This window comes from Salinibacillus kushneri (genome assembly GCF_900111405.1).
In the GTDB taxonomy this organism is placed as follows: Bacteria; Bacillota; Bacilli; order Bacillales; family Alkalibacillaceae; genus Salinibacillus; species Salinibacillus kushneri.
In genome coordinates this window covers 78,903-103,495 of the sequence record NZ_FOHJ01000008.1, presented here as the reverse complement: position 1 = coordinate 103,495, position 24,593 = coordinate 78,903, and the positions used below count along the sequence as shown (strand labels likewise).

At 37.5% G+C, this 24,593-nt stretch carries 26 protein-coding genes; 21 read left to right on the top strand and 5 right to left on the bottom strand.

Going from position 1 to position 24,593, the window contains the following annotated elements:
* The 7 genes from ytfJ to ald all read left to right on the top strand — a co-directional run bounded on the left by ytfJ (position 1) and on the right by ald (position 6,184).
* A complete protein-coding gene (gene ytfJ, locus BMX63_RS12455) occupies positions 1 to 567 on the top strand; it encodes a GerW family sporulation protein (RefSeq protein ID WP_093136170.1) in 567 nt (188 codons plus the stop codon).
* Positions 568 to 641: 74 nt separating this feature from the next.
* Positions 642 to 1,136: a thiol peroxidase gene (tpx, locus tag BMX63_RS12450; protein WP_093136167.1), complete on the top strand. Its 495-nt coding sequence runs from the start codon at positions 642 to 644 to the stop codon at positions 1,134 to 1,136.
* A gap of 83 nt (positions 1,137 to 1,219) precedes the next feature.
* Positions 1,220 to 2,206: a class I SAM-dependent methyltransferase gene (locus BMX63_RS12445; RefSeq protein WP_093136164.1), complete on the top strand. Its 987-nt coding sequence runs from the start codon at positions 1,220 to 1,222 to the stop codon at positions 2,204 to 2,206.
* 180 nt (positions 2,207 to 2,386) lie between these two features.
* On the top strand, positions 2,387 to 3,577 hold the full coding sequence (locus BMX63_RS12440; RefSeq protein ID WP_093136161.1) for an acetate kinase: 1,191 nt from the start codon (positions 2,387 to 2,389) through the stop codon (positions 3,575 to 3,577).
* Between the two features lie 310 nt (positions 3,578 to 3,887).
* Positions 3,888 to 4,037, top strand: a complete 150-nt coding sequence (locus tag BMX63_RS18090; protein WP_177167292.1) for a hypothetical protein — start codon at positions 3,888 to 3,890, stop codon at positions 4,035 to 4,037.
* Between the two features lie 129 nt (positions 4,038 to 4,166).
* Complete coding sequence (locus BMX63_RS12435; RefSeq protein ID WP_342732858.1) at positions 4,167 to 4,931, top strand: SDR family oxidoreductase; 765 nt, start codon at positions 4,167 to 4,169, stop codon at positions 4,929 to 4,931.
* A 137-nt stretch (positions 4,932 to 5,068) separates the two neighbouring features.
* Positions 5,069 to 6,184 (top strand): alanine dehydrogenase, encoded by a 1,116-nt coding sequence (gene ald, locus BMX63_RS12430; RefSeq protein ID WP_093136284.1) that lies wholly within the window; start codon positions 5,069 to 5,071, stop codon positions 6,182 to 6,184.
* Between the two features lie 73 nt (positions 6,185 to 6,257).
* Here the strand turns inward: ald and BMX63_RS12425 are convergent, their stop codons facing one another.
* Entirely contained in the window at positions 6,258 to 7,355 is a 1,098-nt protein-coding gene (locus BMX63_RS12425; protein WP_093136156.1) for a M24 family metallopeptidase, read from the bottom strand.
* Positions 7,356 to 7,562: 207 nt separating this feature from the next.
* Here BMX63_RS12425 and BMX63_RS12420 point away from each other — a divergent pair, with 207 nt between their 5' ends.
* From BMX63_RS12420 to BMX63_RS12385, 8 genes are all read left to right on the top strand, one after another.
* Positions 7,563 to 8,072 (top strand): DUF4178 domain-containing protein, encoded by a 510-nt coding sequence (locus BMX63_RS12420; RefSeq protein WP_093136153.1) that lies wholly within the window; start codon positions 7,563 to 7,565, stop codon positions 8,070 to 8,072.
* Positions 8,073 to 8,103: 31 nt separating this feature from the next.
* Positions 8,104 to 8,775 carry a PspA/IM30 family protein gene (locus tag BMX63_RS12415; protein ID WP_093136150.1) on the top strand — a complete coding sequence of 224 codons (672 nt, stop codon included), beginning with the start codon at positions 8,104 to 8,106 and terminating at the stop codon, positions 8,773 to 8,775.
* A 147-nt stretch (positions 8,776 to 8,922) separates the two neighbouring features.
* Positions 8,923 to 9,558 carry a DUF4247 domain-containing protein gene (locus BMX63_RS12410; protein WP_093136147.1) on the top strand — a complete coding sequence of 212 codons (636 nt, stop codon included), beginning with the start codon at positions 8,923 to 8,925 and terminating at the stop codon, positions 9,556 to 9,558.
* Between the two features lie 18 nt (positions 9,559 to 9,576).
* Positions 9,577 to 9,969, top strand: coding sequence for a DUF350 domain-containing protein (locus tag BMX63_RS12405; protein ID WP_093136144.1), 393 nt, complete (start codon positions 9,577 to 9,579; stop codon positions 9,967 to 9,969).
* A 40-nt stretch (positions 9,970 to 10,009) separates the two neighbouring features.
* Positions 10,010 to 11,527 carry a polyamine aminopropyltransferase gene (locus tag BMX63_RS12400; RefSeq protein ID WP_093136282.1) on the top strand — a complete coding sequence of 506 codons (1,518 nt, stop codon included), beginning with the start codon at positions 10,010 to 10,012 and terminating at the stop codon, positions 11,525 to 11,527.
* Positions 11,528 to 11,568: 41 nt separating this feature from the next.
* Positions 11,569 to 12,249: a metal-dependent hydrolase gene (locus tag BMX63_RS12395; protein ID WP_093136142.1), complete on the top strand. Its 681-nt coding sequence runs from the start codon at positions 11,569 to 11,571 to the stop codon at positions 12,247 to 12,249.
* 132 nt (positions 12,250 to 12,381) lie between these two features.
* On the top strand, positions 12,382 to 12,612 hold the full coding sequence (locus BMX63_RS12390) for a hypothetical protein (RefSeq protein ID WP_425441487.1): 231 nt from the start codon (positions 12,382 to 12,384) through the stop codon (positions 12,610 to 12,612).
* Positions 12,613 to 12,682: 70 nt separating this feature from the next.
* A complete protein-coding gene (locus BMX63_RS12385; RefSeq protein WP_093136139.1) occupies positions 12,683 to 13,993 on the top strand; it encodes a DRTGG domain-containing protein in 1,311 nt (436 codons plus the stop codon).
* A 175-nt stretch (positions 13,994 to 14,168) separates the two neighbouring features.
* On the opposite strand, the gene BMX63_RS12380 is transcribed toward BMX63_RS12385, so the two are convergent.
* Positions 14,169 to 14,468: a YtpI family protein gene (locus tag BMX63_RS12380; RefSeq protein WP_093136136.1), complete on the bottom strand. Its 300-nt coding sequence runs from the start codon at positions 14,466 to 14,468 to the stop codon at positions 14,169 to 14,171.
* A 157-nt stretch (positions 14,469 to 14,625) separates the two neighbouring features.
* On the opposite strand from BMX63_RS12380, the gene BMX63_RS12375 reads away from it, so the two are divergent.
* Entirely contained in the window at positions 14,626 to 15,585 is a 960-nt protein-coding gene (locus BMX63_RS12375) for a DHH family phosphoesterase (RefSeq protein WP_093136134.1), read from the top strand.
* A gap of 73 nt (positions 15,586 to 15,658) precedes the next feature.
* On the opposite strand, the gene BMX63_RS12370 is transcribed toward BMX63_RS12375, so the two are convergent.
* From BMX63_RS12370 to ytrH, 3 genes are all read right to left on the bottom strand, one after another.
* A complete protein-coding gene (locus BMX63_RS12370; protein ID WP_093136131.1) occupies positions 15,659 to 15,841 on the bottom strand; it encodes a YtzJ family protein in 183 nt (60 codons plus the stop codon).
* Positions 15,842 to 15,975: 134 nt separating this feature from the next.
* Positions 15,976 to 16,482, bottom strand: coding sequence for a sporulation membrane protein YtrI (ytrI, locus tag BMX63_RS12365; protein ID WP_093136128.1), 507 nt, complete (start codon positions 16,480 to 16,482; stop codon positions 15,976 to 15,978).
* Positions 16,482 to 16,814, bottom strand: a complete 333-nt coding sequence (gene ytrH / locus BMX63_RS12360) for a sporulation membrane protein YtrH (RefSeq protein WP_093136125.1) — start codon at positions 16,812 to 16,814, stop codon at positions 16,482 to 16,484. Before ytrH ends, ytrI begins: the two co-directional genes overlap by 1 nt.
* Positions 16,815 to 16,961: 147 nt before the next feature.
* Between ytrH and dnaE the strand changes: the two genes are divergently transcribed.
* The 5 genes from dnaE (at position 16,962) to accA (ending at position 24,377) form a co-directional block, all read left to right on the top strand.
* Positions 16,962 to 20,315, top strand: a complete 3,354-nt coding sequence (dnaE, locus tag BMX63_RS12355) for a DNA polymerase III subunit alpha (RefSeq protein ID WP_093136122.1) — start codon at positions 16,962 to 16,964, stop codon at positions 20,313 to 20,315.
* Positions 20,316 to 20,480: 165 nt separating this feature from the next.
* On the top strand, positions 20,481 to 21,683 hold the full coding sequence (gene ystJ / locus BMX63_RS12350) for an NADP-dependent malic enzyme (RefSeq protein WP_177167305.1): 1,203 nt from the start codon (positions 20,481 to 20,483) through the stop codon (positions 21,681 to 21,683).
* 40 nt (positions 21,684 to 21,723) lie between these two features.
* Complete coding sequence (locus BMX63_RS12345; RefSeq protein WP_093136117.1) at positions 21,724 to 22,338, top strand: FadR/GntR family transcriptional regulator; 615 nt, start codon at positions 21,724 to 21,726, stop codon at positions 22,336 to 22,338.
* Between the two features lie 219 nt (positions 22,339 to 22,557).
* A complete protein-coding gene (accD, locus tag BMX63_RS12340; RefSeq protein WP_093136114.1) occupies positions 22,558 to 23,418 on the top strand; it encodes an acetyl-CoA carboxylase, carboxyltransferase subunit beta in 861 nt (286 codons plus the stop codon).
* Positions 23,415 to 24,377 carry an acetyl-CoA carboxylase carboxyl transferase subunit alpha gene (gene accA, locus BMX63_RS12335; protein ID WP_093136112.1) on the top strand — a complete coding sequence of 321 codons (963 nt, stop codon included), beginning with the start codon at positions 23,415 to 23,417 and terminating at the stop codon, positions 24,375 to 24,377. Before accD ends, accA begins: the two co-directional genes overlap by 4 nt.
* The last annotated feature ends 216 nt before the right edge of the window (positions 24,378 to 24,593 follow it).

The window sequence follows — 24,593 nt, the reverse complement described above, 5'->3', positions numbered from 1 at the left end:
ATGTCAGAACATCCAATTCAAGGCCTTATGACAACAGCGATGGAAAATTTAAAAGAGATGGTTGATGTAAACACCATCATTGGAGATCCTATACAAACGCCTGATGGAAAGACGGTCATCTTACCCGTTTCAAAGGTTGGATTTGGTTTTGCTGCAGGTGGAAGTGAATTTAATTCCAAGCAACAAAAATCTCAAGCTGATTCCGAGGATGAGAGTGACAGTGAAAGTGGTAGCAGTGGAAGTCTTCCGTTTGGTGGTGGAAGTGGTGGAGGTGTTTCGATTACGCCGATTGCTTTTGTTATTGTAAATGAAAATGGAGCGCAAATGGTACATTTAGATCAGCAAACTCACCTTTATGAACGAATTCTTGATTTAGCTCCACAAGCTGTCGATAAAATTCAAAGTTTATTAAAGTCCCAAATAAACGCTTTCGATGGTGATAAGAAAAAAGGAGACAAAAAGAAGGAGCAGGACAATAAGCAAAAAGATGAGCAACAAAAGAAACAAAGTGACGATGAAAATAAAAAGGAAGAGGGAAGCGATCAAACTCCTCCAGATACATTATAGGTTTATGATTAGACAAATGAACATCATGCCTTCATAATATTGATAGAGATATTTTTAAAGAGGAGGAGAGCTGGATGCCAAATATTACTTTTCAGAATAATCCTGTAACACTCATTGGTGAGGAAGTAAAGGCAGGAGATCAAGCTCCTGATTTTACGGTTTTAAGCAATGACCTGGAGGAGAAATCATTAAAAGACTTCGCAGGAAAAAAACTAATTACGACTGTTCCATCCCTGGATACAGGCGTATGTGATGCAGAAATCCGCCGTTTTAATGAAGAGGCAAATAATCTTGAAGATGTCACAATTCTTACGGTAAGTATGGATCTTCCATTTGCACAAAAACGCTGGTGTGGAGCAGCCGGAGTTGAAAATGTCGTAACTTTATCTGATCATCGTGATGCATCGTTAGGTCAAGCCTATGGTGTATTAATCGAAGAGCTGCGTTTATTGGCTAGGGCGGTATTTGTAGTTAACGAAAACAATGAAGTTACATACGTAGAATATGTATCTGAGGCAACGAACCATCCTGACTATGAGTCCGCTTTAAAAGCAGCCAAAGAAGCATAAGTAAAAATGACTCCCGGCTCTAAAAAGGCCGGGAGTTGGTCTGTCATCATACATAGAATTAGAAGTGAATTGAGGGATAGGATATGGATCAGGAAAAAGTAGAGAAATTATTTGCATGGTTTGACGAAACGACAACAATCATTGAAAAAGAAGAGAAAGTTCCTTATTTAGATGGTTTAGTAGAAGCATGCGGACTATTATTTAGTGAAGGTGTTGCAGATGAGATTGAGGAGCCACTAAAGCAAACTTTACTTAATCAAATCAAAGCAGCAAATTTAAATGAATATTCAAAAGAGGAAATTAGAAAGGCATTACAATTGGCGATATTAAAAGGAATGAAAGGAGCTACTCAACAGCAGCATTATATTACACCTGATGCAGTAGCTATTTTTATGGGTTATCTTGTTACTAAATTTATGGGCAATAAAAAAGAACTGCGAATTTTTGACCCTGCCTGTGGAAGTGGTAATTTGCTTACAGGTGTTATCAATCAGCTTTCACAAAAGATAGAGGCATACGGAAGTGAAGTTGATCCTACACTAGTCGAGCTTGCTTATATGAACGCAAATTTACAAGAGCATGAAATTGAGCTTTTTCATCAGGATAGCCTAAGAGACTTATTACTTGAACCTGTTGATGTGGTTGTATCTGATTTGCCTGTGGGCTATTACCCTGATGATGAGAATGCCAAATCCTATCAATTAAGTGCTGAGGGTGAACAGCATTCTTATGCTCATCATCTTTTTATTGAACAAGCCTTACACTATACTTTAGCAGGTGGACATCTCTTTTTATTAATACCTAATTTCTTGTTTGATAGTGATCAATCAGATAAACTGCATGAATTCTTAAACGAACACGCTCATATTCAAGGGATTTTACAACTACCTTTATCCATGTTCACAAATGAAAAGAATGCTAAAAGTATTTTTATCCTGCAGAAGAAAGGAATTCAAACATCTAATCCGGACAAAGTATTAATGGCTCAACTTCCATCATTTAAAGATGTACATGCGATGGACAAAACGTTGAATGAAATTGACCAATGGTTCAAAAATGACAGAAAATAAAAACATTCGGGTGAAAGCGTACTCAACAAAAGTTCTTCCTTGTGCTTAAGATTTCAGTATTTTAAAGTATGTATGGTAGATAAGTATATTAAATCTTCTGTTTAACGCGACCTTGTCAATGGAAGGAAGTTAAATGGGATGGTAATATTGACTTTTTAAATACAAGGGGAGTTGAGTACTGTGAATAAAGTGTTAGCTATTAATGCTGGCAGCTCTTCGTTAAAGTTTCAATTAATCGAAATGCCAGATGAAAACGTGTTAACAAAAGGTCTTGTGGAGAGAATCGGATTAAATGATTCCGTCTTCACAATTGAAGTAGATGGTAATAAGAATACTGAAACAAAGGATATCGCTAATCATGAAGTAGCGGTTAAAATACTATTAGAGAAACTCCTTAATACAGGTGTCATTCAATCCTATGACGAAATTCAAGCGATTGGACACCGCGTTGTACATGGGGGAGAGAAATTTAGTGATTCAGTATTGATTACGGATGAGGTTTTACAAGAGATTGAAGATGTATCAGAATTAGCTCCACTTCATAATCCGGCTAATTTAGTGGGAATAAGGGCTTTCCAGGAAATTTTACCAGAGACACCTGCTGTTGCAGTCTTTGATACAGCTTTCCATCAAACAATGCCTGAGCAATCTTACTTATATAGCTTACCTTATGAATATTATGAAAAATATGGAATTCGTAAATATGGTTTCCATGGTACATCCCATAAATACGTATCCCAAAGGGCGTCAGAGCTATTAAATATACCACTGGAAAACCTTCGCCTAATTTCCTGTCACTTAGGAAATGGTGCAAGCATAGCTGCTATCGAGGGTGGAAAATCCATCGATACATCTATGGGCTTCACACCATTAGCGGGTGTAACAATGGGTACACGTTCAGGTAATATTGACCCAGCTCTTATCCCATTTATTATGGAAAAAACAGGTAAGAGTGCTGATGAGGTTATCAATGTGTTAAATAAAGAAAGTGGTATGTTAGCTTTATCAGGATTTTCCAGTGACTTAAGAGATATTGAAGAAAAGGAAAAAGAAGGAGACCGTCGTGCCGGTTTAGCTCTTGATGTTTTTGCTGGTCGTATCCATAAATACCTTGGCTCCTATGCAGCAAGAATGTCTGGTGTAGATGCTATTATATTTACTGCTGGAGTTGGTGAAAATAGTACAACCATTCGCGAACGTGTCTTAAAGGGATTAGAATTTATGGGTGTTTATTGGGATTCAAAATTAAACAATGTGCGCGGGAAGGAAACATTTGTTAGTTATCCCCATTCTCCTGTAAAAGTTATTGTAATTCCTACCAATGAAGAGGTAATGATTGCCCGAGATACGGTTCGTTTGACAAACATTTAAGTTTCCTTACACCATAAACTTATTTCTCAGGAAATAAAACCAAAGAGTTTTAAAAAGGGATGGCTTACGTTGTGTAGGCCATTCCTTTTTATAGTATTAGAACAAAATAAAGCGGGAGCTCAGTGGATAAAATTGCAGGAAAGGCCAATGGTCTGATTAGTTTATTCATCTACAACCACCTACCTCATTTGTTTATTATCCTCCATGCAAAAAATTTTTAATGCTAACGTGGTTATAAATGGTCTGACAGAAAATGGGCTGATAGTTCTGGGTATGTTTATGAAAGGCTAAGGATAAAGGAGGTGGGAAGATGGACCAAAAAAGGGGCAGAGAAATCCAAAATGAAAAGCTTGTAACCAAACAAATAACAGAGAGCTATCAAAGTGGTTTTTTGGAACCGGAAATGGATAAACGAGCTAACGAGACACGTGAATCACAAAAGCGTACAGATCGTTTCTAACTGGTTTTAGACCGTGTACTTCCTTGTGATAAACAAGGAGGTGCACTTATTTTTCTATCTCTTATTAATGATGGTAAAATAAGAATATAAAGATGAATTTTGGAAATTGCGATTAAGGAAATATGGAGGATGAATATGAGACATGCCATTATCACAGCGGGAACAAAGGGATTAGGGAAAAAAGTAACCGAATCCCTTTTAGAAAAGGGGTACTCAGTAACGGCCACTTATCGCAGCGATAAAGCAAAAGCTGATGAATTAGCTGACCAATATAAATCCTGCCAGGACCGTCTGCAAATAGTACAAGCCGATGTTCAGGACCCAGATCAATTATCCCGAATTGTTAAGTGTGCTATGGAACGCTTTGGACGAATTGATTTGCTTATTAATAATGCAGGTCCTTATATTTTTGAACGAAAAAAGTTAGCAGATTATGAAATGGAAGAATGGAATCAAATGATAAGAGGGAATCTTGATGCTGTCTTTTACCTATTAAAACAAGTATTGCCAATTATGAGAGACCAGCATTTTGGGCGTATTATTAATTATGGATTTCAAGGAGCAGCAGATGCACCAGGATGGATTTACAGGTCTGCTTTTAGTGCTGCAAAAGTAGGACTTGTTTCCTTAACTAAAACAATTGCATATGAAGAAGCTGAACACGGAATTACATCAAATATGGTATGTCCAGGCAACATCACTGGAAAAATGAAAGAAGCTAGTATATCTGAAAGTCGGGAGTCTTTTGATGAGAACACACCGATTGGACGTTCGGGAACGGGTGAAGATATAGCCAGAACCATTTTATTTTTGTGTGAAGATTCTTCTGATATGATTACGGGTTCTATTGTGGATGTGAACGGTGGAATGGACGTTATTCATCGTCATTTATAATCTATTTATTTTTGCAGAAGAAACTGATAGACTATATATAATGTAAGGGCTTACACAAATTATTATATGTTAAGAAACAGGCCATTATGGTAAGCTAGAATGAAATAGAAGTAAGGCAAGGAGGAATGAAGGTAAATATGAAAATTGCAGTACCAAAAGAAATAAAAAATAATGAAAATCGCGTAGCCTTAACTCCAGCCGGTGTATTAGCATTACGAGATGCTGGACATCAAGTGTACATTGAAACCAATGCCGGTATGGGATCAGGTTTTACCGATGAAGAGTATGAAAAAGCAGGAGCTACCATTGTTCCGAATGCGGAAGAAGCATGGAATAAAGAAATGGTCATGAAAGTAAAAGAACCATTACCAGAAGAATATGGGTATTTTTATGAAGGCTTAATTTTATTTACATATCTTCACTTGGCTGCTGAGCCTGAATTAACAAAAGCTTTAATTGATAGTAAGGTAGTGGGAATCGCTTATGAAACGGTTCAAACAAAAAATGGTTCATTGCCTCTTCTCACACCAATGAGTGAAGTAGCAGGGAGAATGGCAGCCCAGAGTGGTGTTCAGTTTTTAGAAAAGTCCAAAGGCGGAAAGGGAATTCTGTTAGGCGGAGTTCCAGGAGTAAGCCGTGGAAAGGTGACAATTATCGGTGGTGGCGTCGTGGGAACAAATGCTGCGAAAATTTCCATTGGCTTAGGTGCAGATGTCACCATTGTTGATTTAAACCCAGAGCGTCTGCGTGAATTGGATGATATTTTTGGTAACTCGGTTCATACCTTAATGTCTAATCCACTGAATATTAAAGAAGCTGTTACTCAGTCAGATTTAGTGATTAGTTCAGTTTTAATCCCGGGCGCCAAAGCACCTCAATTAATTACAGAAGACATGGTTAAATCTATGACGGATGGATCTGTGATTGTAGATGTTGCCATTGATCAGGGAGGAAATGCAGAAACCTCTGATCGAATTACGACACATGATGACCCGACTTTTGTAAAACATGGTGTTTTACATTATACAGTGGCCAATATGCCAGGTGCAGTACCAAGGACTTCTACCATAGCATTAACCAATGTTACAGTTCCTTATGCACTACAAATTGCAAATAAAGGTTATGACCAGGCTTGTAACGATAATCAGGCCTTACTAAAAGGAATTAACACGCTTAAAGGTTATGTAACTTATGAGGCTGTAGCAGAAGCTCACCAATTAGAATACTCACATACTGATAATTTATTAAAATAAGGTCATGTTAATGTGCTAAAGGGGCTGACACCAAAAGAGTGAATCTTTTTGATGTCAGCCCCAAACTTAGTTACTAACCGATAATTTGTAATTCCTTAGGATAGGATGTGAGAATTTCTGGTCCCTTATTGGTCATGAAAATATCATCTTCTATTCGGACACCACCGACCTCAGGAATATAAATACCTGGTTCGATGGTAAAACACATGCCTTCTTCCAATGGAAGAGAATTGTTTCCGCTCATTGATGGATATTCATGAACATCAATTCCTAATCCATGACCGATACGGTGCATGAAATACTCTCCAAACCCTGCTTGATCAATCAAATTTCTCGCTGTCTTATCTAGTTCTCCTACCGGCTTTCCAACTTTACAGGCTTCAATCGCTGCTTTTTCTGCCTTTAACACCGTATTGTATATTTCCTCTTGTTTAGGGGTTATGTGCTTGTAAGCGACAGTTCTTGTGATATCAGAGCAGTACCCTTCATACACAACACCCAGATCAAATAAAACAAAATCACCAGGTTGAACGGTATTTCTGGCTGGGTTTCCATGAGGGGATGAAGTTTTATCACCTGTCAGGACAAGTGTGGAAAAGGACATTTCCCTCACACCTTCACGTTTCAAGGCATATTCAATATCTGCAACAATTTCCATTTCCGTTTTTCCTTCTTCAATGGCTTGAATACCGGTTTTTACGCCAAAATCAGCTAGCTGTGCAGCTTGTTTTAACAAATTCAGTTCCTTTTGATCCTTAATCACTCGTAGTTGATTAAGAAGCTCTGAAACATCTGTAATCTCAGAGTCAGGGAAAGATTGTCTGATTATTTCCCCGCGAGACAATGATAAGTCTCCCTTTTCAACAGCCATTTGACCTGGAACTTGTTTTGTATCTTCTACATATTTTTTAAAGAGTGTCCAAGGATTTGTATCATCGTTATATGATAATAAATCTCCAGACCATCCGGCTCTTTTTGCATCCTCTTCTTCCATCTTAGGTAGAATAAGTAAAGCATTTCCCTTTCTATCCACATATATGGCGACTAACCTTTCATGTGGGTCCGTTAAGTAATTAGAAAAATAATAAATATTAGCCTTTGATGTAATCAACGCACTCTCAATTTGATGCTGTTTCATTTGATTCAATAGATGATTGATTCTATTATTCATTATATATCCTCCTTCTAATTAGACTTTATCAATGATTAAAATAAAAATAAAGTAACCCTGTTAGCCCATCCTGGAATTTTGTTTTGTGATGATTTCGTTTTCCATGTAAAAAAATTAGTTAAGTTGAAACCTATTTATGGCTAAAATCGTACTACAAATATAAAATTCAATAAGACCCCCTTACCACAGCAAAGCGAGGTGAACGATTTGGGCATCTTTTCAAAACTCTTTGGAAAGAAGGATCAAAAACCAGAAATTAAGCAAAGAACCGTCCTAAATATGGAAGTGGGTGATATTGTTTCTTATGATCTTACAGATTATGAGGTTGTAGGAAAAATTGAATATCGTGATTCCGGATTCAAATGGACGGTATATCAACTTCTCCAGGGAAGAAATTATATTTGGTTGTCTGCTGAAATGGATGATGAATTAGAAGTAGGAGTATATAAAAAGATTCAGTTTCCTGTTTCAGATCCTTATCCTGAAACTCTAGAGTATGAAGGGGCTACTTATCACTTAAAGGAAGATGGCCACGCACAAGTCTCAGGTTTTGGAAGAAGTGAGTCATTGAGTGGTCTTAATGTACATTATGCAGACTATATTGATGAGCATGAGGAAAATTTTTTAAGTGTAGAAAATTGGGGATCAGAAGTAGAAGTGAGTAAGGGCTATCCAATAAAGGAATATGAAATAAAAATCATAGCAGGTTCATATTAGCAAGCTTTATAAAATAAAGGAGGATTTTAGAATGTTTAAATTTTTTAAGCGCATGAAAACCGTTGTTAGTTCGGAGCTGAATTCTATGCTGGATAAGGCAGAAGATCCAGTTAAGATGCTGGATCAATTTATGAGAGATATGGAAGAGGATATTCGGGAATCTGAAAGTGCTATTGCTAAGCAAATTGCAAATGAGAAGATGTTAAAAAGAAAATATGATGATGCTCAAGCTATGGTGGATAAACGTCAAGATCAAGCCGAGACAGCTATTGAAGCAGGAAATGATGATCTGGCACGTCGAGCACTTGAGGATAAGAAGAACCATGAACAGCAGGCTGAACAATTGAAGGCTTCCTGGGAACGAGCAAAACAAGATTCAGAAAATCTCCGTTCCAAGCTTGACGAGATGAAGAATGAATATCGTGAAATGAAGCTTAAAAAAGATACACTGAAAGCTCGCGCAGAATCAGCTAAAACCCGTACGAAAATGAATCGAACGATGTCTTCAATTGGTAATGATGAGTCCAAGCAAGGATTTGAGCGAATGGAAGAAAAGGTTTTGAAATATGAAGCTGAAGCAGAAACTAGCGAGGACTTATCCTCTGAGAGCCGTTCACTGGATGACGAATTTAATGAGCTTGAGAAATCCAGTAATGTAGATGATGAATTATCTGATTTGAAAAAGAAATTAGGTAAAGAATAGACTATTTAAAAACGAATAGCCATGACTACCTGAAGGTGGTCTGGCTATTCTGTTATCTTTATGGTACTTTCTAAATAGATACATTTTTACATAAACACGATTCATAAAAACATCAATTTGAGCTTTCTGTGGGAAGGAGGGGATGTTTTGAAGCGATATGTCTTTTTATTCATGTTTGGACTCCTGTTTCTTTCCGGATGCGGTGGCTTTGGATCTGAACGGGGGATGTCCGGGTCTAATCTGGACCCTGAATCAAAAGAACAGGTTACCGAAAATATAGAAGGACAAACCTATTCAACCATCGAAAATTTATTAGAGGATAATTTTACATTAGTTGACGTCATTTCGGAAGGAACGAATGAAACCACAAGAATCTATGGAACAAGACAGTTTTCGCTGGATGAGCTTGCAAATTTACTCGAACAAGGAACAAATCCCGAAGAAGTAAGTGACGTTCAAAATCAAAAACAAGTATTGATTTACTCCGATGATATTTTAACGTTACAAATGGATGAAAATGAAGATGGTTTACTCCTTATTGAATTGGCAACAACAGAATTTGTAAGGAATCATTATTCTCCTAACTATTTCAACGGCTTTTTTGCATTATGGTTACTTGATGATGTATTAGATGTTGACGATTGGGCAAAGAAACGGTCGAATCGCTGTGCAGGCGGAGATTGTTATGGTGGTTACATGAATACCCAAAAATATCGTTCCGGAAGTGCTGGATCATTTCGAGGGTTTTCTTCTAGAGGAGGAGGACCTGGTGTAGGTAAATAAAAGGAGGAGAGTTATAACATGGGTCCATTTTTATACACATTTTTATATTTTGTGATTGCGATATTGGTAGTTATCGTAGGATTAGTTATTTTTGAACTGGTAACGAAATACAAGGACTGGGAAGAAATACAGCAGGGAAATACAGCAGTAGCTTTAGCGATTTCAGGTAAAATCATTGGAATCTGTATCATTTTAGCCTTTGCCATTTATCACAGTATTAATATAGCGGAAACCGTAATATGGGGAGCATTTGGTGTGCTGCTGCAACTAATTGCTTACTTTGTTTTTGAAGGATTAACCAGAAAGTTTTCTGTTGAAGAGAAACTGAAAGAAGGCAACCTGGCTGTAGGTATTGTTTCTTTAGCTGTATCTATTGGACTTGGATTTACTATCGGAGCGTCGATTACATAATAGAGTGGTGTAACTATTGAATGCAGAACAGAAAAGTAAAATGATCTATTGGGCATCAGGTATTGTTTCGATTTGCGGTATTATTTTCGAAGTCATATTTGGTGCCTTAGGTTCTTATATATTAGGCGACGGTGTAAAGCAATACACCCTTACGATTTCGTTGTTTTTAACGGGTATGGGAATTGGAGCAAGTTTGAGTGAAAAAGTAACGACAAATTTAATTATCTCCTTTGTATGGATTGAATTTATGGTCGCCATCTTTGGAGGTTTTTCCAGTTTTACCATGTTTGGTGTTACAGCCTTTTTGCCAGCTGGTACGGAGTCTCTTTATTTGTATATGATAACCCTTATTGTAGGGGGATTAACAGGAGTTGAACTGCCTGTCTTAATTCGAAAGGCAAATAATTTAGGGGTTACATTAAATAAGAGTACGGCACGAGTATTATTTTCCGATTATGCAGGTGGGCTTATCGGCGGGCTCTTATTTGTTTTTTTGCTGCGTCCTGAGTTAGGGATGGTCAAAAGCGCCTTTTTTGTGGGCTGTATCAACTTAAGTGTAGCTTTATATATTCTCTGGCTGTTTAGGGATGAAATACAGGACTGGAAGAAACATGGATTAGTCGGGGTTATAATCGGTATATTTCTTGTAGCTGGATTGTTTTTGGGTGAAAAGATAGCCTTTTCGTTTGAACAACAAATGTATAAAGATCCTATTATTTATATGGAAGATACCCAATACCAAAAGATTGTATTAACGAAGGAAAAGGGCGATACCCGATTATATTTAGATGGCGGCTTACAGTTTAGTTCAACAGATGAATATCGTTATCATGAAGTTCTTGTTCACCCTGTTATGTCTCAAGTAGAAAGTCACGATCGCATTCTGGTTTTAGGCGGTGGAGACGGCTTAGCAATAAGAGAGCTATTAAAGTATGAAGATACAGGTGAAATCACGCTGGTAGATTTGGATCCTGCCGTAGTAGAATTAGCCAGCAAAAGCTATCACTTAGTGAAGTTAAATGAAGGTGCTTTACAGGATGAAAAGGTGAATATCAAACACCAGGACGCGTTTGAATACCTTGAAGGTTCAAACCAGTTTTATGATGTCATTCTGGTAGATTTACCTGATCCCAACAATGAAAGCTTAAACAAATTATATACAAAGGAATTTTACTCTCTTGTACGGAACCATTTAAAGCCTGATGGCGCTATGATGGTACAATCAACAAGTCCGGTTTTCGCTCCACAAGTTTATTGGACGATTTCTGAAACTATTTCAGATACAGGGCTTAATGTAGAAAACTTTCATGTTGATGTGCCGAGCTTTGGAAATTGGGGATTTGTGATGGCAAGCTGTGAAAATATTGATGTAAATCAATTGGAAGTAAAAGCAGAAACTCGCTTTTTGACAACGGACATGCTTTTAAGTCTTACCGAATTTGGCAAGGATGAGGATAGTGAAATTGTCGAAAATGGACACGTAATTCCTATTGAACCCAATACCCTAATAAACCCTCATCTACTTGAAAAATATGAGGAGGCATGGATAAACTATTAATAGGGTATAGGTTTATATAATTAAAGAGGAGGAATGGTAAAATGAAAATTTCTTATCATGGACATTCAGTAGTAAAACTGGAAATTGGGAGTCAGACGATTCTAATTGATCCATTCATCTCAGGAAATGAACAATGTGATTTAAACGCAGATAGCGTGAACACTGATGTAATCTTATTGACACACGGGCATAATGATCATGTAGGGGATACAGTTTCCATTGCAAAACGTAATAATGCTTTAGTGGTAGCTCCGGTTGAACTGGCCGACTACTTAAGCTCACAGGGTTTAAACACACATCCTATTAATTTAGGAGGCAGTCAATCATTTGATTTTGGCACTATTAAATTAACTAAAGCTTTCCATAGCTCGAGTTATACAGATGAAAATGGTACAGTCCATTACACCGGAATGCCTGCCGGGATCTTATTATTTGCAGAAGGAAAAACCATCTATCATGCCGGGGATACGGGCTTATTTTCTGATTTGAAATTGATTGGTGAACAAAATAACATCGATTTAGCCTTTTTGCCAATTGGAGATAATTTTACAATGGGACCTGATGATGCAGCTATTGCATCCGAGTGGGTTCAGGCCAAACAAGTAGTCCCTGTCCATTACAATACTTTTCCTGTAATTCAACAAGATCCAAACGCTTTTGTAGAAAAATTGAAGCAAGGTACCGGAAAGGTAATGCATGCAGGAGATTCATTAGAACTCTAAAAGACAAGATTGAAGGATTTTTCCCTTGCTTTGGCAAGGGGATTTTTTGTGCAACCATAGGCCAACCTTCCTATACATTTACATAAGTACTTGTACATATAATGATAAAAACGATATGAGGGAGTGATGGATGTGATGAAGCGAAATGCCTTATTAAAATTGCTTATTGCCTGCTATTTTTTATATTTAGCATTGCCTTCAATACGAGAGATGACTACGTCGGCCAGTTCATTATTTTGGGCAGCCTGGATTGTATTTTTTGTGCTTGTCGCAGGTGCTAACTTGGGGGTTCTATTAGATATTAAATCAGGAAAATCCGTAGAACATAGTGAAAATAAAAGAATTTTTGTAAAACAAAATTGAAGGTGACAACTTTCACAGGTATAATATTACTAGACATGTAAATTGATATCGAAAGTTTGGTGAACCCCACATGGCGACTAAACACGAGCAAATATTAGAGTATATCGAATCATTATCCATTGGCAGTAAAATATCTGTAAGAAGAATTGCTAAGGAATTGAATGTAAGTGAAGGTACGGCCTATCGTGCGATTAAAGAAGCAGAAAACATTGGCTATGTAAGTACCATTGAACGTGTTGGAACCATACGAATTGAAACAAAAAAGAAAGATAACATTGAACAATTAACGTTCGCTGAAATTATTAATATTGTTGATGGACAAGTTTTAGGGGGACGAGAGGGCCTTTATAAAACCTTGAATAAGTTTGTCATTGGTGCGATGAAATTAGAAGCGATGATGAGGTATACAGAGGCGGATTCACTTTTGATTGTGGGAAATCGTATCAATGCACAGGAACTAGCATTAAAAGCTGGTGCGGCCGTTTTAATTACAGGAGGTTTTGATACCGAGGATCATGTTAAAGAACTTGCGGATGAAAAAGACCTTCCAATTATTTCAACTACCTATGATACATTTACTGTTGCTACTATGATTAACCGTGCTATATACGACCAGTTGATAAAAAAAGAAATCATAATTGTAGATGATATCTTCACTACGCTCGAACAATCTCAGTACCTCAAGTCAACTGACATTGTAGAAAAATGGTACGAGTTAAATGAAAGGACCGGTCATAGCCGTTACCCTGTTATTGATGATGATCAACGTGTTGTAGGAATGGTTACCTCAAAGGATGTTATCGGGAAAGATCAGAATTCACCTATACATAAAGTCATGACAAAAAATCCTATGACCGTTCAAACGAAAACTTCATTGGCCAATACCGCTCATTCCATGGTATGGGAAGGAATAGAGTTAATTCCAGTTGTTGATCTTCAGGGGCATTTTCAAGGTATCATCACCCGTCAGGATGTTATTAAAGGCCTCCAGCAGCTTCAAAGACAGCCCCAGGTAGGTGAAACAATAGACGATCTGGTTTCCAATCAAATGGAGTTACTAGAGGACGGAACGAACACGACCTACTTTTCAGAAGTAACACCACAAATGACAAACCATTTAGGTACTCTATCGTATGGTGTCTTTACCTCCTTTTTAACAGAGGCTTCTTCACGTATGCTAAGGCAGTATAAAAAAGGAGATTTAGTCGTAGAAAATTTGTCCATTTATTATATGAAACCAGTACAGCTTGGAAGTATGTTAGAAATTAAACCTCATCCATTAGAAATCGGACGGAAATTTACGAAAATTGATATTGAAATTTATTCTGATGAAGTTCTGATGGGAAAAGCACTTCTAATGGCCCAATTTATTGACCGCTAATAAAAAAGCAATCTCTTAATATAAAAGAGATTGCTTTTATCATTAAGGGACCTAACCAGTCGCCTCCGCTTTTCTTTGTCCAGCTGCGGCTCCTAGGTCCGGAGCAGACATAAGCATAATCCCCTACGTGGCAAAAAAGCGTGCCACTTCGTGTATTCTGCTTATGCTGTCGGACCTAACCAGTCGCCTCCGCTTTTCTTAGAATTTCTTTACGAAAGTATTTGAATAGTTTAAATCCGTATTGGGCTTGGATGAAGCCAAAGAATACGAATATGATTCCTATAAATAATGAGAGTCTTGTTTCATAAAATAAATATTGGTTAATCCCGAAGAAGAAGAGGAGTATTCCCAGGCATATACGTGCTTTTGCATTTGTATAGCGCATGGTGAGTTCATCTTTTACACTTAAAATTCTTACTTTGAAAAAGATATACAACACTAATGACAGAACAATTACAATGGGAAAAAATATCATAGTTCGACGCTCCTATAGTTATGTATAATGATTAAGGTCATAACAATAAAATATTTGTTATACTCTTTATTGTAAAGGTTAGAGATAGATTTTGCTACTATCTTGTAGTATGATATGGTAAATATAAGAAAATCGTTAAAAGTGAGGAATCATTCCATTGACCAAAAGAGAAATCATTTCCGCAATCAAACAATATGATCGAATTATTATTCATCGTCATGTAAGACCTGACCCTGATGCTTATGGATCACAAGCAGGTCTTTCTGAACTTATAAAGGAAAGCTTTCCTCAAAAAGCCGTTTATATCACAGGTAAAGAGGATCCTTCCTTACGTTTTTTAGCTGAGCTTGATGAAATCGAGGATGATAAATATGAAAATTCTCTAGTTATCGTATGTGATACAGCTAATCAGGAACGTATCTGTGACCAGCGTTATGCGAAGGGGGATCAATTAATTAAGATTGATCATCACCCTGTCGTTGACTCCTATGGGGATATTGAATGGGTGGATACAGATGCATCCTCCACAAGTGAAATGATATATGAATTGTTTTTAGAAGGGAAAGAGGAAGGATTTAAGCTGAACGCAGAATCAGCTCGGTTAATATATGCAGGTATAGTAGGAGATACAGGACGCTTTTTATTCCCAAGTTCTACACCAAAAACGTTTCAAATCGTTTCTGAGCTCGTACAGTACCCATTTGATCGTACGAAACTTTATGATGACTTATATAATACTAAGCATAATATTGCTCGTTTAAAAGGATATATATTGCAAAATTTTACGGTGTCTGAAAGCGGTCTTAGTACCATTAAAATTACTGCTGATATTCTTGAGGAATTTGGTCTTACGGTTGCTGAAACTTCCCAGTTAGTAGGGATTTTAGGCGATATTGAAGGAATTATTGCCTGGGTATTCTTTATTGAAGAACCGGAAGAAATTCGAGTGCGATTACGATCAAGAGGACCTGTCATCAATAATGTGGCAGCTAAATATAATGGGGGTGGGCACCCTTTGGCCTCTGGTGCATCTGTAGATTCATGGGAAGAAACAGCGAATGTGATTCAAGATTTAGAAGCGGTATGTAAGCAATATCATCTAGAGGATAAAAATTAATTTGAAATGAATAATCAATCCATATAAGGAGTGCCATTGGTAAAATGGCCTCCTCAGGTAACATATAGCCTCCTTAATTTTTAGGGATAAACCAGCAGCCAATATCTGTTTTATCGCAAAAAACGTCTAAATTATGTCTTGTGATATTACGTTTAAGCAGTCGGATGAGTTCATCATTATCAGAATAAGCGGAATAACCGCTTAATAATTGGTTGGTTTTTTCTTCCACAAGTTTTTTTCTGCTTAAAACGAGCATATTTTACTCACCCTTTCTTCAAAAATTTTTTTCTTATTATTATATTCCCCAAAATGAGTAAAAAATGAATGAAATGACAAATTTTTTCAGGAAAACGTCATTTTTTTAACAATAATGACTAAGCAGAAAGAGTATTACGAACTTGACATACTTAATTTCACCTTTACGTAAAAGGTTTTGGAAATGATTAATCGGGTAATGGCAGCGTCATAGCTAAAGTCAGACACATGATAGGTTTTGTTTTCAATGGTTGACTCTATGAATGAAAGGTTTTCCTGCATCGTTTCAATATTCCTGCCTTTTAACGAACTAATTTCATCCTTTATTTTTTCTTTTAAATCATGCTGGATAAAGCGATCAAGCTTTAACTGTTCAGCATTCTCTAACTCAATTTGTATTTCCTGAATCGTTAAATTTTCCTCATTTTGCCTGGATAAATCTTCCTTATCTTTCGTAATGTTCTCCAAATCCTGTTCTAATTCTGCAATTTGGTCACGCAGCTGTATATTTTCCTCTATACGCATTTCGGTATATTTACCAAAAAAATAAAGGAATAATAGATAAGCAATAACAGCACCTGTAATAATCCCTACAAAAAAATACTGAAAGCCCCTTCGTTTATAATATGGAGGTATATGCATTATGTGATTTCCTCCTGAATAAACCATTCAATACAAGTGATAGCTGACTGGACACCTGCCATGGCTGAAATAATATAGGCAATTTGTCTTACAATATCAATGGTTGATCCCTGTAGTAATCCTTTCTCTAAAGTTTCAATGGTTGCAAAGGTTCCCCCAATAGCAGCCACAATTGCCCAGATTCTCAAGCTTTTAGCCAGTCTTGCCATAATGGTTAAAGGAGGTTCTCCAACTAAATAAGCTCCGATACTGCCAATCAAAGATCCTCCAGCTAATACTCCAAAGGCGATAAAATAACATTGGACTAACGTTGGTATAAATCGTTCTTCCATTTTTCATCATCCCCATAATTGGTAATAGACGCTCTCTTACCTCATTTTATGGACGAACCATTTGTAGTATGATTAGATTTATTGGTCCCAACGTTTGCGATATAATAGAATGAGAATGTGAGAAGACATTAAAGGTGTGACGGAATAATGGATATAATCCATCTCGAAGTACATAGTGGATATAGCTTTATGGAAAGTCTATTGTCTATAGAAAAGATTGTTAAAAATGCGAACAATAAGGGTTTTTCGGCTATTGCGTTAACCGACAATCATGTATTGCATGGAGCTGTACAGTTCTATCAATCGTGTTTAAAAGAAGGAATTAAACCTATCATAGGTATGAAAACCAATATAAACAAAGATGGAACGCTGTATGAAGCGGTTTTACTCGCTAAAAACACGGAGGGCTATAAGCACCTTATAAAGATTTCATCTGATTTGTCAAAGCAGGAGTCAAAGTCCATTTCTCTTTTCGACTATCAAAACGTTGCTAGCCATCTCATTATGGTTTTACCCTCAAATCAACCGGCGCTCTACCATTTGCTGTTTGCCCAGCAGAATGATGAGTTCAAAGCGATTCTAAAGGACTTTTCAGAATCCTTGCCTCATTCCTCGTTCTACATCGGCGTACGTCCACACCATACAATAGATGAAAGACGAATGAACGAAACCTTAAAGAGTATTTGTAATGAAAATAATTTTGCTGCTGTAGCCTTGCAGGATATTCGTTATGAACATCAGGACGATTACATTGATTTTGACTGTTTACAAGCTATGAAAGAAGGGAAAAAGTGGACTCCCCAGTCTGATAAGCTAGCAGATCCAGGGAAACATATGATGTCATACGATGAAATGATGCTAGCCTTTAATCAGGATTGGCCGGAAGCATTAAAGAACATGAAACGAATCTCTGATCAGTGTGAAGTACACATTTCTTCAGGCCAAACATTACTGCCAAACTATCCGACTCCAGATGGCATAACGTCAGCAGGATATTTACGCAGGCTATGTTTTGAACGGTTGCCGGATAAATACGATATGAACGATAAAGAAGTTCAGCAAAGAATGGAGCATGAATTAAGTACTATTGAGGATATGAAGTTTAGTGATTACTTTTTGATTGTTTGGGATTTTATTCAATTTGCCCGCTCTCAGGAGATTATGGTAGGCCCTGGCCGGGGATCTGCTGCAGGGTCCATTGTTGCCTATCTGCTGGATATTACAGAAGTTGACCCCATTCAATACGGATTGCTGTTTGAAAGGTTTTTAAATCCAGAACGAAGAAATATGCCGGATATTGATATTGACTTCTCAGATCATCGAAGGGATGAAGTGATTCAGTATGTTCAAGAAAAATACGGCAGTCATCGTGTTGCACAAATTATTACTTTTGGAACCTTTGGACCAAGGTCGGTATTACGGGAATTAATAAAAACAATGGGGATTGATGAACAGGATGAAAACTTTTTATTAAAGCATATCCCTCAGCAATCTGCTTCTCTGGCAAAAATATTAAATAATAAACCGGAACTGACTGATTATGTAAAGCAATCAGACAAGCTAAAACGCTTGTTTAAAATTGCTCATAAGCTTGAGGGCTTGCCTCGCCATCATTCCACTCATGCAGCTGGAGTTGTACTAAGTGACCGAAATCTGACGGAAATGGTCCCTCTTCTCCAAGAAGATGGAAAAATAGCTCTAACCCAGTATCCAATGGGAGATTTAGAGTTAATCGGTTTATTAAAAATGGACTTTTTAGGTCTTAGAAATCTATCGCTTATGGAACAAATTGTTAATCGTATACGAAAAGGGGAAAACAAGGCTTTTTCCCTTGAAGAGATACCTTTAGAAGATGAACAAAGCTACAAATTATTACAGTCGGGTCGGACTTCAGGGATCTTTCAGCTTGAATCATCTGGTATGCGAAAGGTTTTAAAGGAACTAAAACCTACTGAATTTGAAGATGTGGTAGCTGTAAATGCTTTATATCGACCTGGTCCAATGGATTTTATATCCACATTTATTAACCGGAAACATGGAAATGAAAAAGTAATTTATCCGCACGATGATTTAAAACCGATTTTAGAAAAAACCTATGGCGTTCTTGTTTATCAAGAACAAATTATGCAAATAGCTCACCAAGTTGCCGGTTATTCTCTGGGAGAAGCTGATTTATTGCGAAGAGCGGTAAGTAAGAAGAAAAAGGAAATATTAGATGCAGAACGGGAAAGATTTATATCCGGATGTTTAGAAAATGGATATGCGCAAAAAGTTGCAGAGGAAATTTATCAGTGGATTGTTGCCTTTGCCAATTATGGTTTTAACCGCAGTCATGCGGTAGCTTATAGTATGATTTCGTATCGATTAGCTTATTTAAAGTCTCACTATCCGTCATACTTTTTTGCCAGTATCCTGAGCTCCGTATCTTTTGATCAGAACAAGGTGGAACAGTATATTCGTGAAGCCAGAAATTTCTCGATTCAGATATTACCCCCTTCTATTAATCGGAGTTATGGAAGCTTTTCTGTAGAAGGAAAAAATAGAATGCGAATGGCGTTATCCGTGATTAAAGGTGTTGGAAAACAGGCTATTCAGGCTATTTTAGATGCGCGTAAAAACGCAAACTTCCATTCTCTATTTGATTTTTGTCAGCGTGTTCCGTTGCGGATGGTTAACCGTTCTGTTATTGAGGCCCTTATTTTAGCTGGAGCCTTTGATGAGACGGGGAAGAATCGATCGACTTTACTTGCTTCCATTGATCAGGCAATGGAACAAGGAGAATTGTTTGGCGGGATGTCAAATCAGGCGTCTTTCTTTGAAGATGAATTACATATTGAGCCTGCCTATACCGAAACCGAAGACTTCCCGATGTTAAAGCAATTGTCTTTAGAAAAGGAAGTACTGGGTATGTATGTTACCAGTCACCCCTTAGATTCCTATCGTGACCAATTAAGACAACATGGGATGTTACCTATTGAAAGACTTAAGAATACACAGGTCGGTAAACGGGTCAAAGGCGTTGTGGCTGTACAGTCTTTAAAGGTGATTCGTACGAAACGGGGAGATCAAATGGCATTTGCTACCTTTGGAGATGAAACGGATGAAATGGAAGGTGTTATTTTCCCAAATGTGTATCGGGAAATAAATCCATGGCTCGAGGAAGAAATCCTTATATTTATAAAAGGGAAAATAGAGGTTCGTAATCATCAGCTTCAGTGGGTGGTCGATGAAGTCAGACAATTTAATCCGAATCGCTTAGAGGAAGAAAAAGCGAGTAAACGTATGTATATCCAATTATTAGACAAGGATGAACGTAAACAACTGCAATTTTTAAAACAGGTTTCAAATGAATATCCAGGAGATATTCCTGTTTTGGTTTATTCCAGCCGTAAACAAGAAGCTTATCTTCTATCAAATGAATACCGTATCAGTCCTGAAAATGGCTGCTTAAAAAAATTAAAAAATTTTTTCGGGTACCAATCTGTCGTCTTAAAACGGTAGGTGAAGATGGGAGGGGGGTGTAAAATAGATAATTCTTATGCTTTACACCCATTTCCGATTTGTTATAATGTGAATATCCAGTGGTCAGACCATTCTTGAACTTATAGGTTATTTTTTATAAAAGGAGCGATTTTGGTGGCTAATTTTAAGGAAGAAGCACTACATATGCATCGAGCAAATCAAGGTAAACTTGCAACATATTCAAAAGTACCAATCAAAAACAAACAGGACCTTAGCTTAGCATATTCACCATGGGTAGCAGAGCCATGTAAATCTATTTATGATAAAAAAGAAGATGTCTACGAATATACAATGAAGGGAAATATGGTGGCTGTCGTAAGTGATGGTTCTGCTGTATTAGGATTAGGAAATATAGGGCCTGAAGCTTCTCTTCCCGTTATGGAAGGGAAAGCAGCGTTATTTAAAAGTTTTGCTGGTGTAGATGCCTTTCCTATTTGTTTAGATACTCACGATATTAATCAAATTGTTCAAACGGTTAAGACTATGGAACCAACTTTTGGTGGAGTAAACCTTGAAGATATTGCGGCACCGAATTGCTTTATTATTGAAGAAAGATTAAAGAAAGAAACCAACATTCCGATTTTTCATGATGACCAACATGGAACAGCTATTGTAACCATTGCTGGTTTAATCAATGCACTGAAGCTTGTGAATAAATCTTTTTCAAATATTAAAGTTGTGGCTAATGGTGCTGGTGCAGCTGGAATTGCAATTATTAAATTACTCTATCATTTTGGAGTTCGTGATATTATCATGTGTGATTCCAGAGGTGCTATCTATGAAGGGCGAACCAATGGTATGAATGAGGTTAAAGACGAAATTGCAAAGATTACGAATAAAGATAAGGCTGACGGATCTCTTGAAGAAGTAATTCAAGATGCTGATGTTTTCATAGGAGTGTCTGTTGGAGGACTATTAACAAAAGAGATGGTCAAAACAATGAAAGATGATGCTATTATATTTGCGATGGCAAATCCTGAACCAGAAATCATGCCTGAAGATGCAAAAGAAGCAGGAGCACGTGTGATTGGGACAGGGCGTTCAGACTTTCCAAATCAGGTTAATAATGTGTTAGCATTCCCTGGTATTTTTAGAGGTGCTCTTGATATTCGTGCAACGCGAATAAATGAACGAATGAAAATTGCTGCAGCAGAAGCGATTGCTTCCTTAATAGATGATAATGAGCTAAATCCGGACTATGTCATTCCGGCTCCTTTTGATTCACGAGTGGCTCCAGCAGTCGCAGCGAGTGTAGCCAATGCTGGAATGGAATCTGGAGTTGCCAGAATGGAAGTAGACCCTGATGAGGTAGCGGAAAAAACAAGACAACTTTCCTTAATTAAATAATATGTAATGATGGTTTTGACGAAGTTGGAGGGGAATCTAGGTGACAAACGCAGAAAAGGCAAAAGTCTATCAGGAAGTGTTAGAGCATATTCGCTTATTTATTGAAGAGCACCGGCTTTCACCTGGTGACCGCCTGCCTTCTGAAAGGGATTTATCTGAGGAGTTAAACGCAAGTCGATCCTCTATTCGTGAGGCACTTAGAGCCATAGAACTGTTAGGATTAATTGAGACAAAACATGGTGAAGGGACCTTTTTAAAAAACTATCGTCCCTACCATACGGTTTCGCTATTATCCACTTTTATTTTAAATGAAACAAGAACAAAGAATGAATTATTTGAAGTCAAAATGCTGCTGGAACAAAATGCTGCCAAGCTTGCAATGGAGCACATAGATCAAACCTCCATTACAAGATTAAAGGAAATTGTTACGGAACAGCATTCAAGGAATAATCGACACTTTCACTTTTTTAAAACATTATTTCGATTGTGTGACAATGATTTATTATTAAAGATTTGGCAATTAATAGAGGAATTTTCCAGAACTGTTGATATAGCGGAATATCATAAAGAAGCTTATTTAGAATTAATAGAGGGTATACAGGATAAAGATAATCAAAAAATCCAATATATTATAGGGCAATTATATCATTTATAAAATTTTATGGAGAAAATAGACAAGCTTTTACAAAATTTATATCTGGTTTTCTTTATGATGAAAGTACTTTAACATGTCATGTGCTATGGAGTCTTAGGTTCGTGATGATATAAGCAACATCCACTCCGTGGCGAAACCTGTGCCACTCTGTGAATGTTGCTTATGCGGTGGGACCTAAACAGTCGCCTACGCTTTTCTAACTACAAAGGAGGTATTGGCTTGCTTGGGAATTTTTTTGGCAAGAAGAAGAGATATGCTACTATACCCAGAGAGGAAGCGAAACAGGATATTCCTGAAGGGTTAATGAAGAAATGTCCGCAATGTAAACAAATATTCTATCGTAAAGAGTTGGACAATCAATTACAGGTCTGCCCCAATTGTGGACACCATCATCAATTGTCCTCATGGGAACGTATAGAAATGCTGTTTGACCAGGATTCGTTTGCAGAATGGGATAAAGATATGATTTCAACGAATCCGCTGGAATTTCCTGGTTATCAGGAAAAGCTGGAAAAGGATCGATTGAAAACCCAAATTAATGAAGCTGTTGTAACAGGGAAGGGAACCATTAATGGATATGAAACAGCTGTAGCCGTTATGGACGCCAGATTTCGTATGGGAAGCATGGGCTCAGTTGTGGGTGAAAAAATTGCCAGGGCGGTTGAGTATGCCAAAGGTGAAGGGATTCCTATCATCATATTCACAGCATCTGGTGGTGCACGTATGCAAGAAGGGGTACTTAGTTTGATGCAAATGACGAAGACCTCGGTTGCTCTTGAACGTTTTAGTCGCGCAGGTGGATTGATGATTTCGATTATGACTCATCCAACTACAGGTGGTGTTTCAGCAAGCTTTGCATCACTTGGTGACTATAATTTTGCTGAACCTGGTGCACTGATTGGATTTGCGGGGAGACGTATTATTGAGCAAACAATACGGGAAAAGCTTCCAGATGACTTTCAATCGGCTGAATTTTTACTTAAACACGGTCAATTAGATCAAGTCATACATCGCCATGACCTTAAAAATACATTAACCACAATTCTTGATATTCATCAGTCAGGAGGTGACACAGAATGAATGAGCAAGTTCTCCCGTTTGAAGAGCCTGTAGTGGAACTGAAGAATAAAATTGCGGAGTTAAAAAAATATACAAATGAAAGTGATGTCGATTTAAGTCAAGAGATTGAACAGCTTGAAAATCGCCTGGAAAAACTAGAATCTGAAGTATATGGTAATATGCAGCCTTGGGACCGGGTTCAAATGGCGCGCCATGCAAACCGCCCTACCACATTAGATTTTATTCATGAAATCTTTGACGATTTTTTAGAAATGCATGGAGATCGGGTGTACGGTGATGATGAAGCGATTGTTGGCGGTATTGCTAAGTATAGAGGCAAGCCCGTAACCGTTATTGGTCATCAACGTGGAAAAGATACCAAGGAAAATATTCGCAGAAACTTTGGAATGCCTCATCCTGAAGGCTACCGTAAGGCACTTCGCTTAATGAAACAGGCAGATAAATTTAATCGGCCTATTATATGCTTTATCGATACGAAAGGAGCATATCCTGGTAAGGCAGCAGAAGAACGGGGCCAAAGTGAAGCAATCGCCCGGAATTTAATGGAGATGGCAGGATTAACGGTACCTATAATTTGTATTGTGATTGGTGAAGGTGGAAGTGGAGGTGCTCTTGGATTAGGTGTTGGTGATCGTATACATATGCTTGAGAATTCAACTTATTCGGTAATCTCACCTGAAGGAGCAGCTGCGTTATTGTGGAAGGATTCCAATCTGGCCCAAAAAGCTGCCGAATCCATGAAAATTACATCCTATGATTTAAAGGATCTTGATATAATAGATAACATAATACCTGAAATTAGAGGTGGAGCACACCGGGATGTATCGGAGCAAGCGGAAAAGATTGACGAAGTTCTCCATCAATCTTTAGAAAGTTTATCAAAATTATCCCAGGAGGAATTATTAGAGAAACGCTGGGAAAAATATAAAAGAATTGGAACGTACACATTTTCCTCTTAATAAAAGAAATACGAGGTTGGGACATAACAAAGACGATCAATCCAAAGAAGAAGCATGAACGATTTTAGCGAAGTATATTTCTGGAGTGGGTTCAGGCAGAATCCATCATTTCGGTTTCGTTCGAATTTTTTCTTTGATATAAAAACGTTTGTCCCAGCCTCGCTATTTTTTTTACCAGATTCTATGGAAATAATTTAGAAACACATAAAATATTTG

Coding starts and splice junctions, on each gene's coding strand:
- BMX63_RS12425 (WP_093136156.1), bottom strand. CDS start 7,355: ATGAATAATAGAATCAATCATCTATTGAATCAAATGAAACAGCATCAA.
- accA (WP_093136112.1), top strand. CDS start 23,415: ATGAATGAGCAAGTTCTCCCGTTTGAAGAGCCTGTAGTGGAACTGAAG.
- dnaE (WP_093136122.1), top strand. CDS start 16,962: ATGGATATAATCCATCTCGAAGTACATAGTGGATATAGCTTTATGGAA.
- ytrH (WP_093136125.1), bottom strand. CDS start 16,814: ATGGAAGAACGATTTATACCAACGTTAGTCCAATGTTATTTTATCGCC.
- BMX63_RS12445 (WP_093136164.1), top strand. CDS start 1,220: ATGGATCAGGAAAAAGTAGAGAAATTATTTGCATGGTTTGACGAAACG.
- ystJ (WP_177167305.1), top strand. CDS start 20,481: ATGCATCGAGCAAATCAAGGTAAACTTGCAACATATTCAAAAGTACCA.
- tpx (WP_093136167.1), top strand. CDS start 642: ATGCCAAATATTACTTTTCAGAATAATCCTGTAACACTCATTGGTGAG.
- ytrI (WP_093136128.1), bottom strand. CDS start 16,482: ATGCATATACCTCCATATTATAAACGAAGGGGCTTTCAGTATTTTTTT.
- ald (WP_093136284.1), top strand. CDS start 5,069: ATGAAAATTGCAGTACCAAAAGAAATAAAAAATAATGAAAATCGCGTA.
- BMX63_RS12405 (WP_093136144.1), top strand. CDS start 9,577: ATGGGTCCATTTTTATACACATTTTTATATTTTGTGATTGCGATATTG.
- BMX63_RS12435 (WP_342732858.1), top strand. CDS start 4,167: ATGAATATGAGACATGCCATTATCACAGCGGGAACAAAGGGATTAGGG.
- BMX63_RS18090 (WP_177167292.1), top strand. CDS start 3,888: ATGGACCAAAAAAGGGGCAGAGAAATCCAAAATGAAAAGCTTGTAACC.
- BMX63_RS12400 (WP_093136282.1), top strand. CDS start 10,010: ATGATCTATTGGGCATCAGGTATTGTTTCGATTTGCGGTATTATTTTC.
- BMX63_RS12370 (WP_093136131.1), bottom strand. CDS start 15,841: ATGCTCGTTTTAAGCAGAAAAAAACTTGTGGAAGAAAAAACCAACCAA.
- BMX63_RS12415 (WP_093136150.1), top strand. CDS start 8,104: ATGTTTAAATTTTTTAAGCGCATGAAAACCGTTGTTAGTTCGGAGCTG.
- BMX63_RS12380 (WP_093136136.1), bottom strand. CDS start 14,468: ATGATATTTTTTCCCATTGTAATTGTTCTGTCATTAGTGTTGTATATC.
- BMX63_RS12385 (WP_093136139.1), top strand. CDS start 12,683: ATGGCGACTAAACACGAGCAAATATTAGAGTATATCGAATCATTATCC.
- BMX63_RS12395 (WP_093136142.1), top strand. CDS start 11,569: ATGAAAATTTCTTATCATGGACATTCAGTAGTAAAACTGGAAATTGGG.
- ytfJ (WP_093136170.1), top strand. CDS start 1: ATGTCAGAACATCCAATTCAAGGCCTTATGACAACAGCGATGGAAAAT.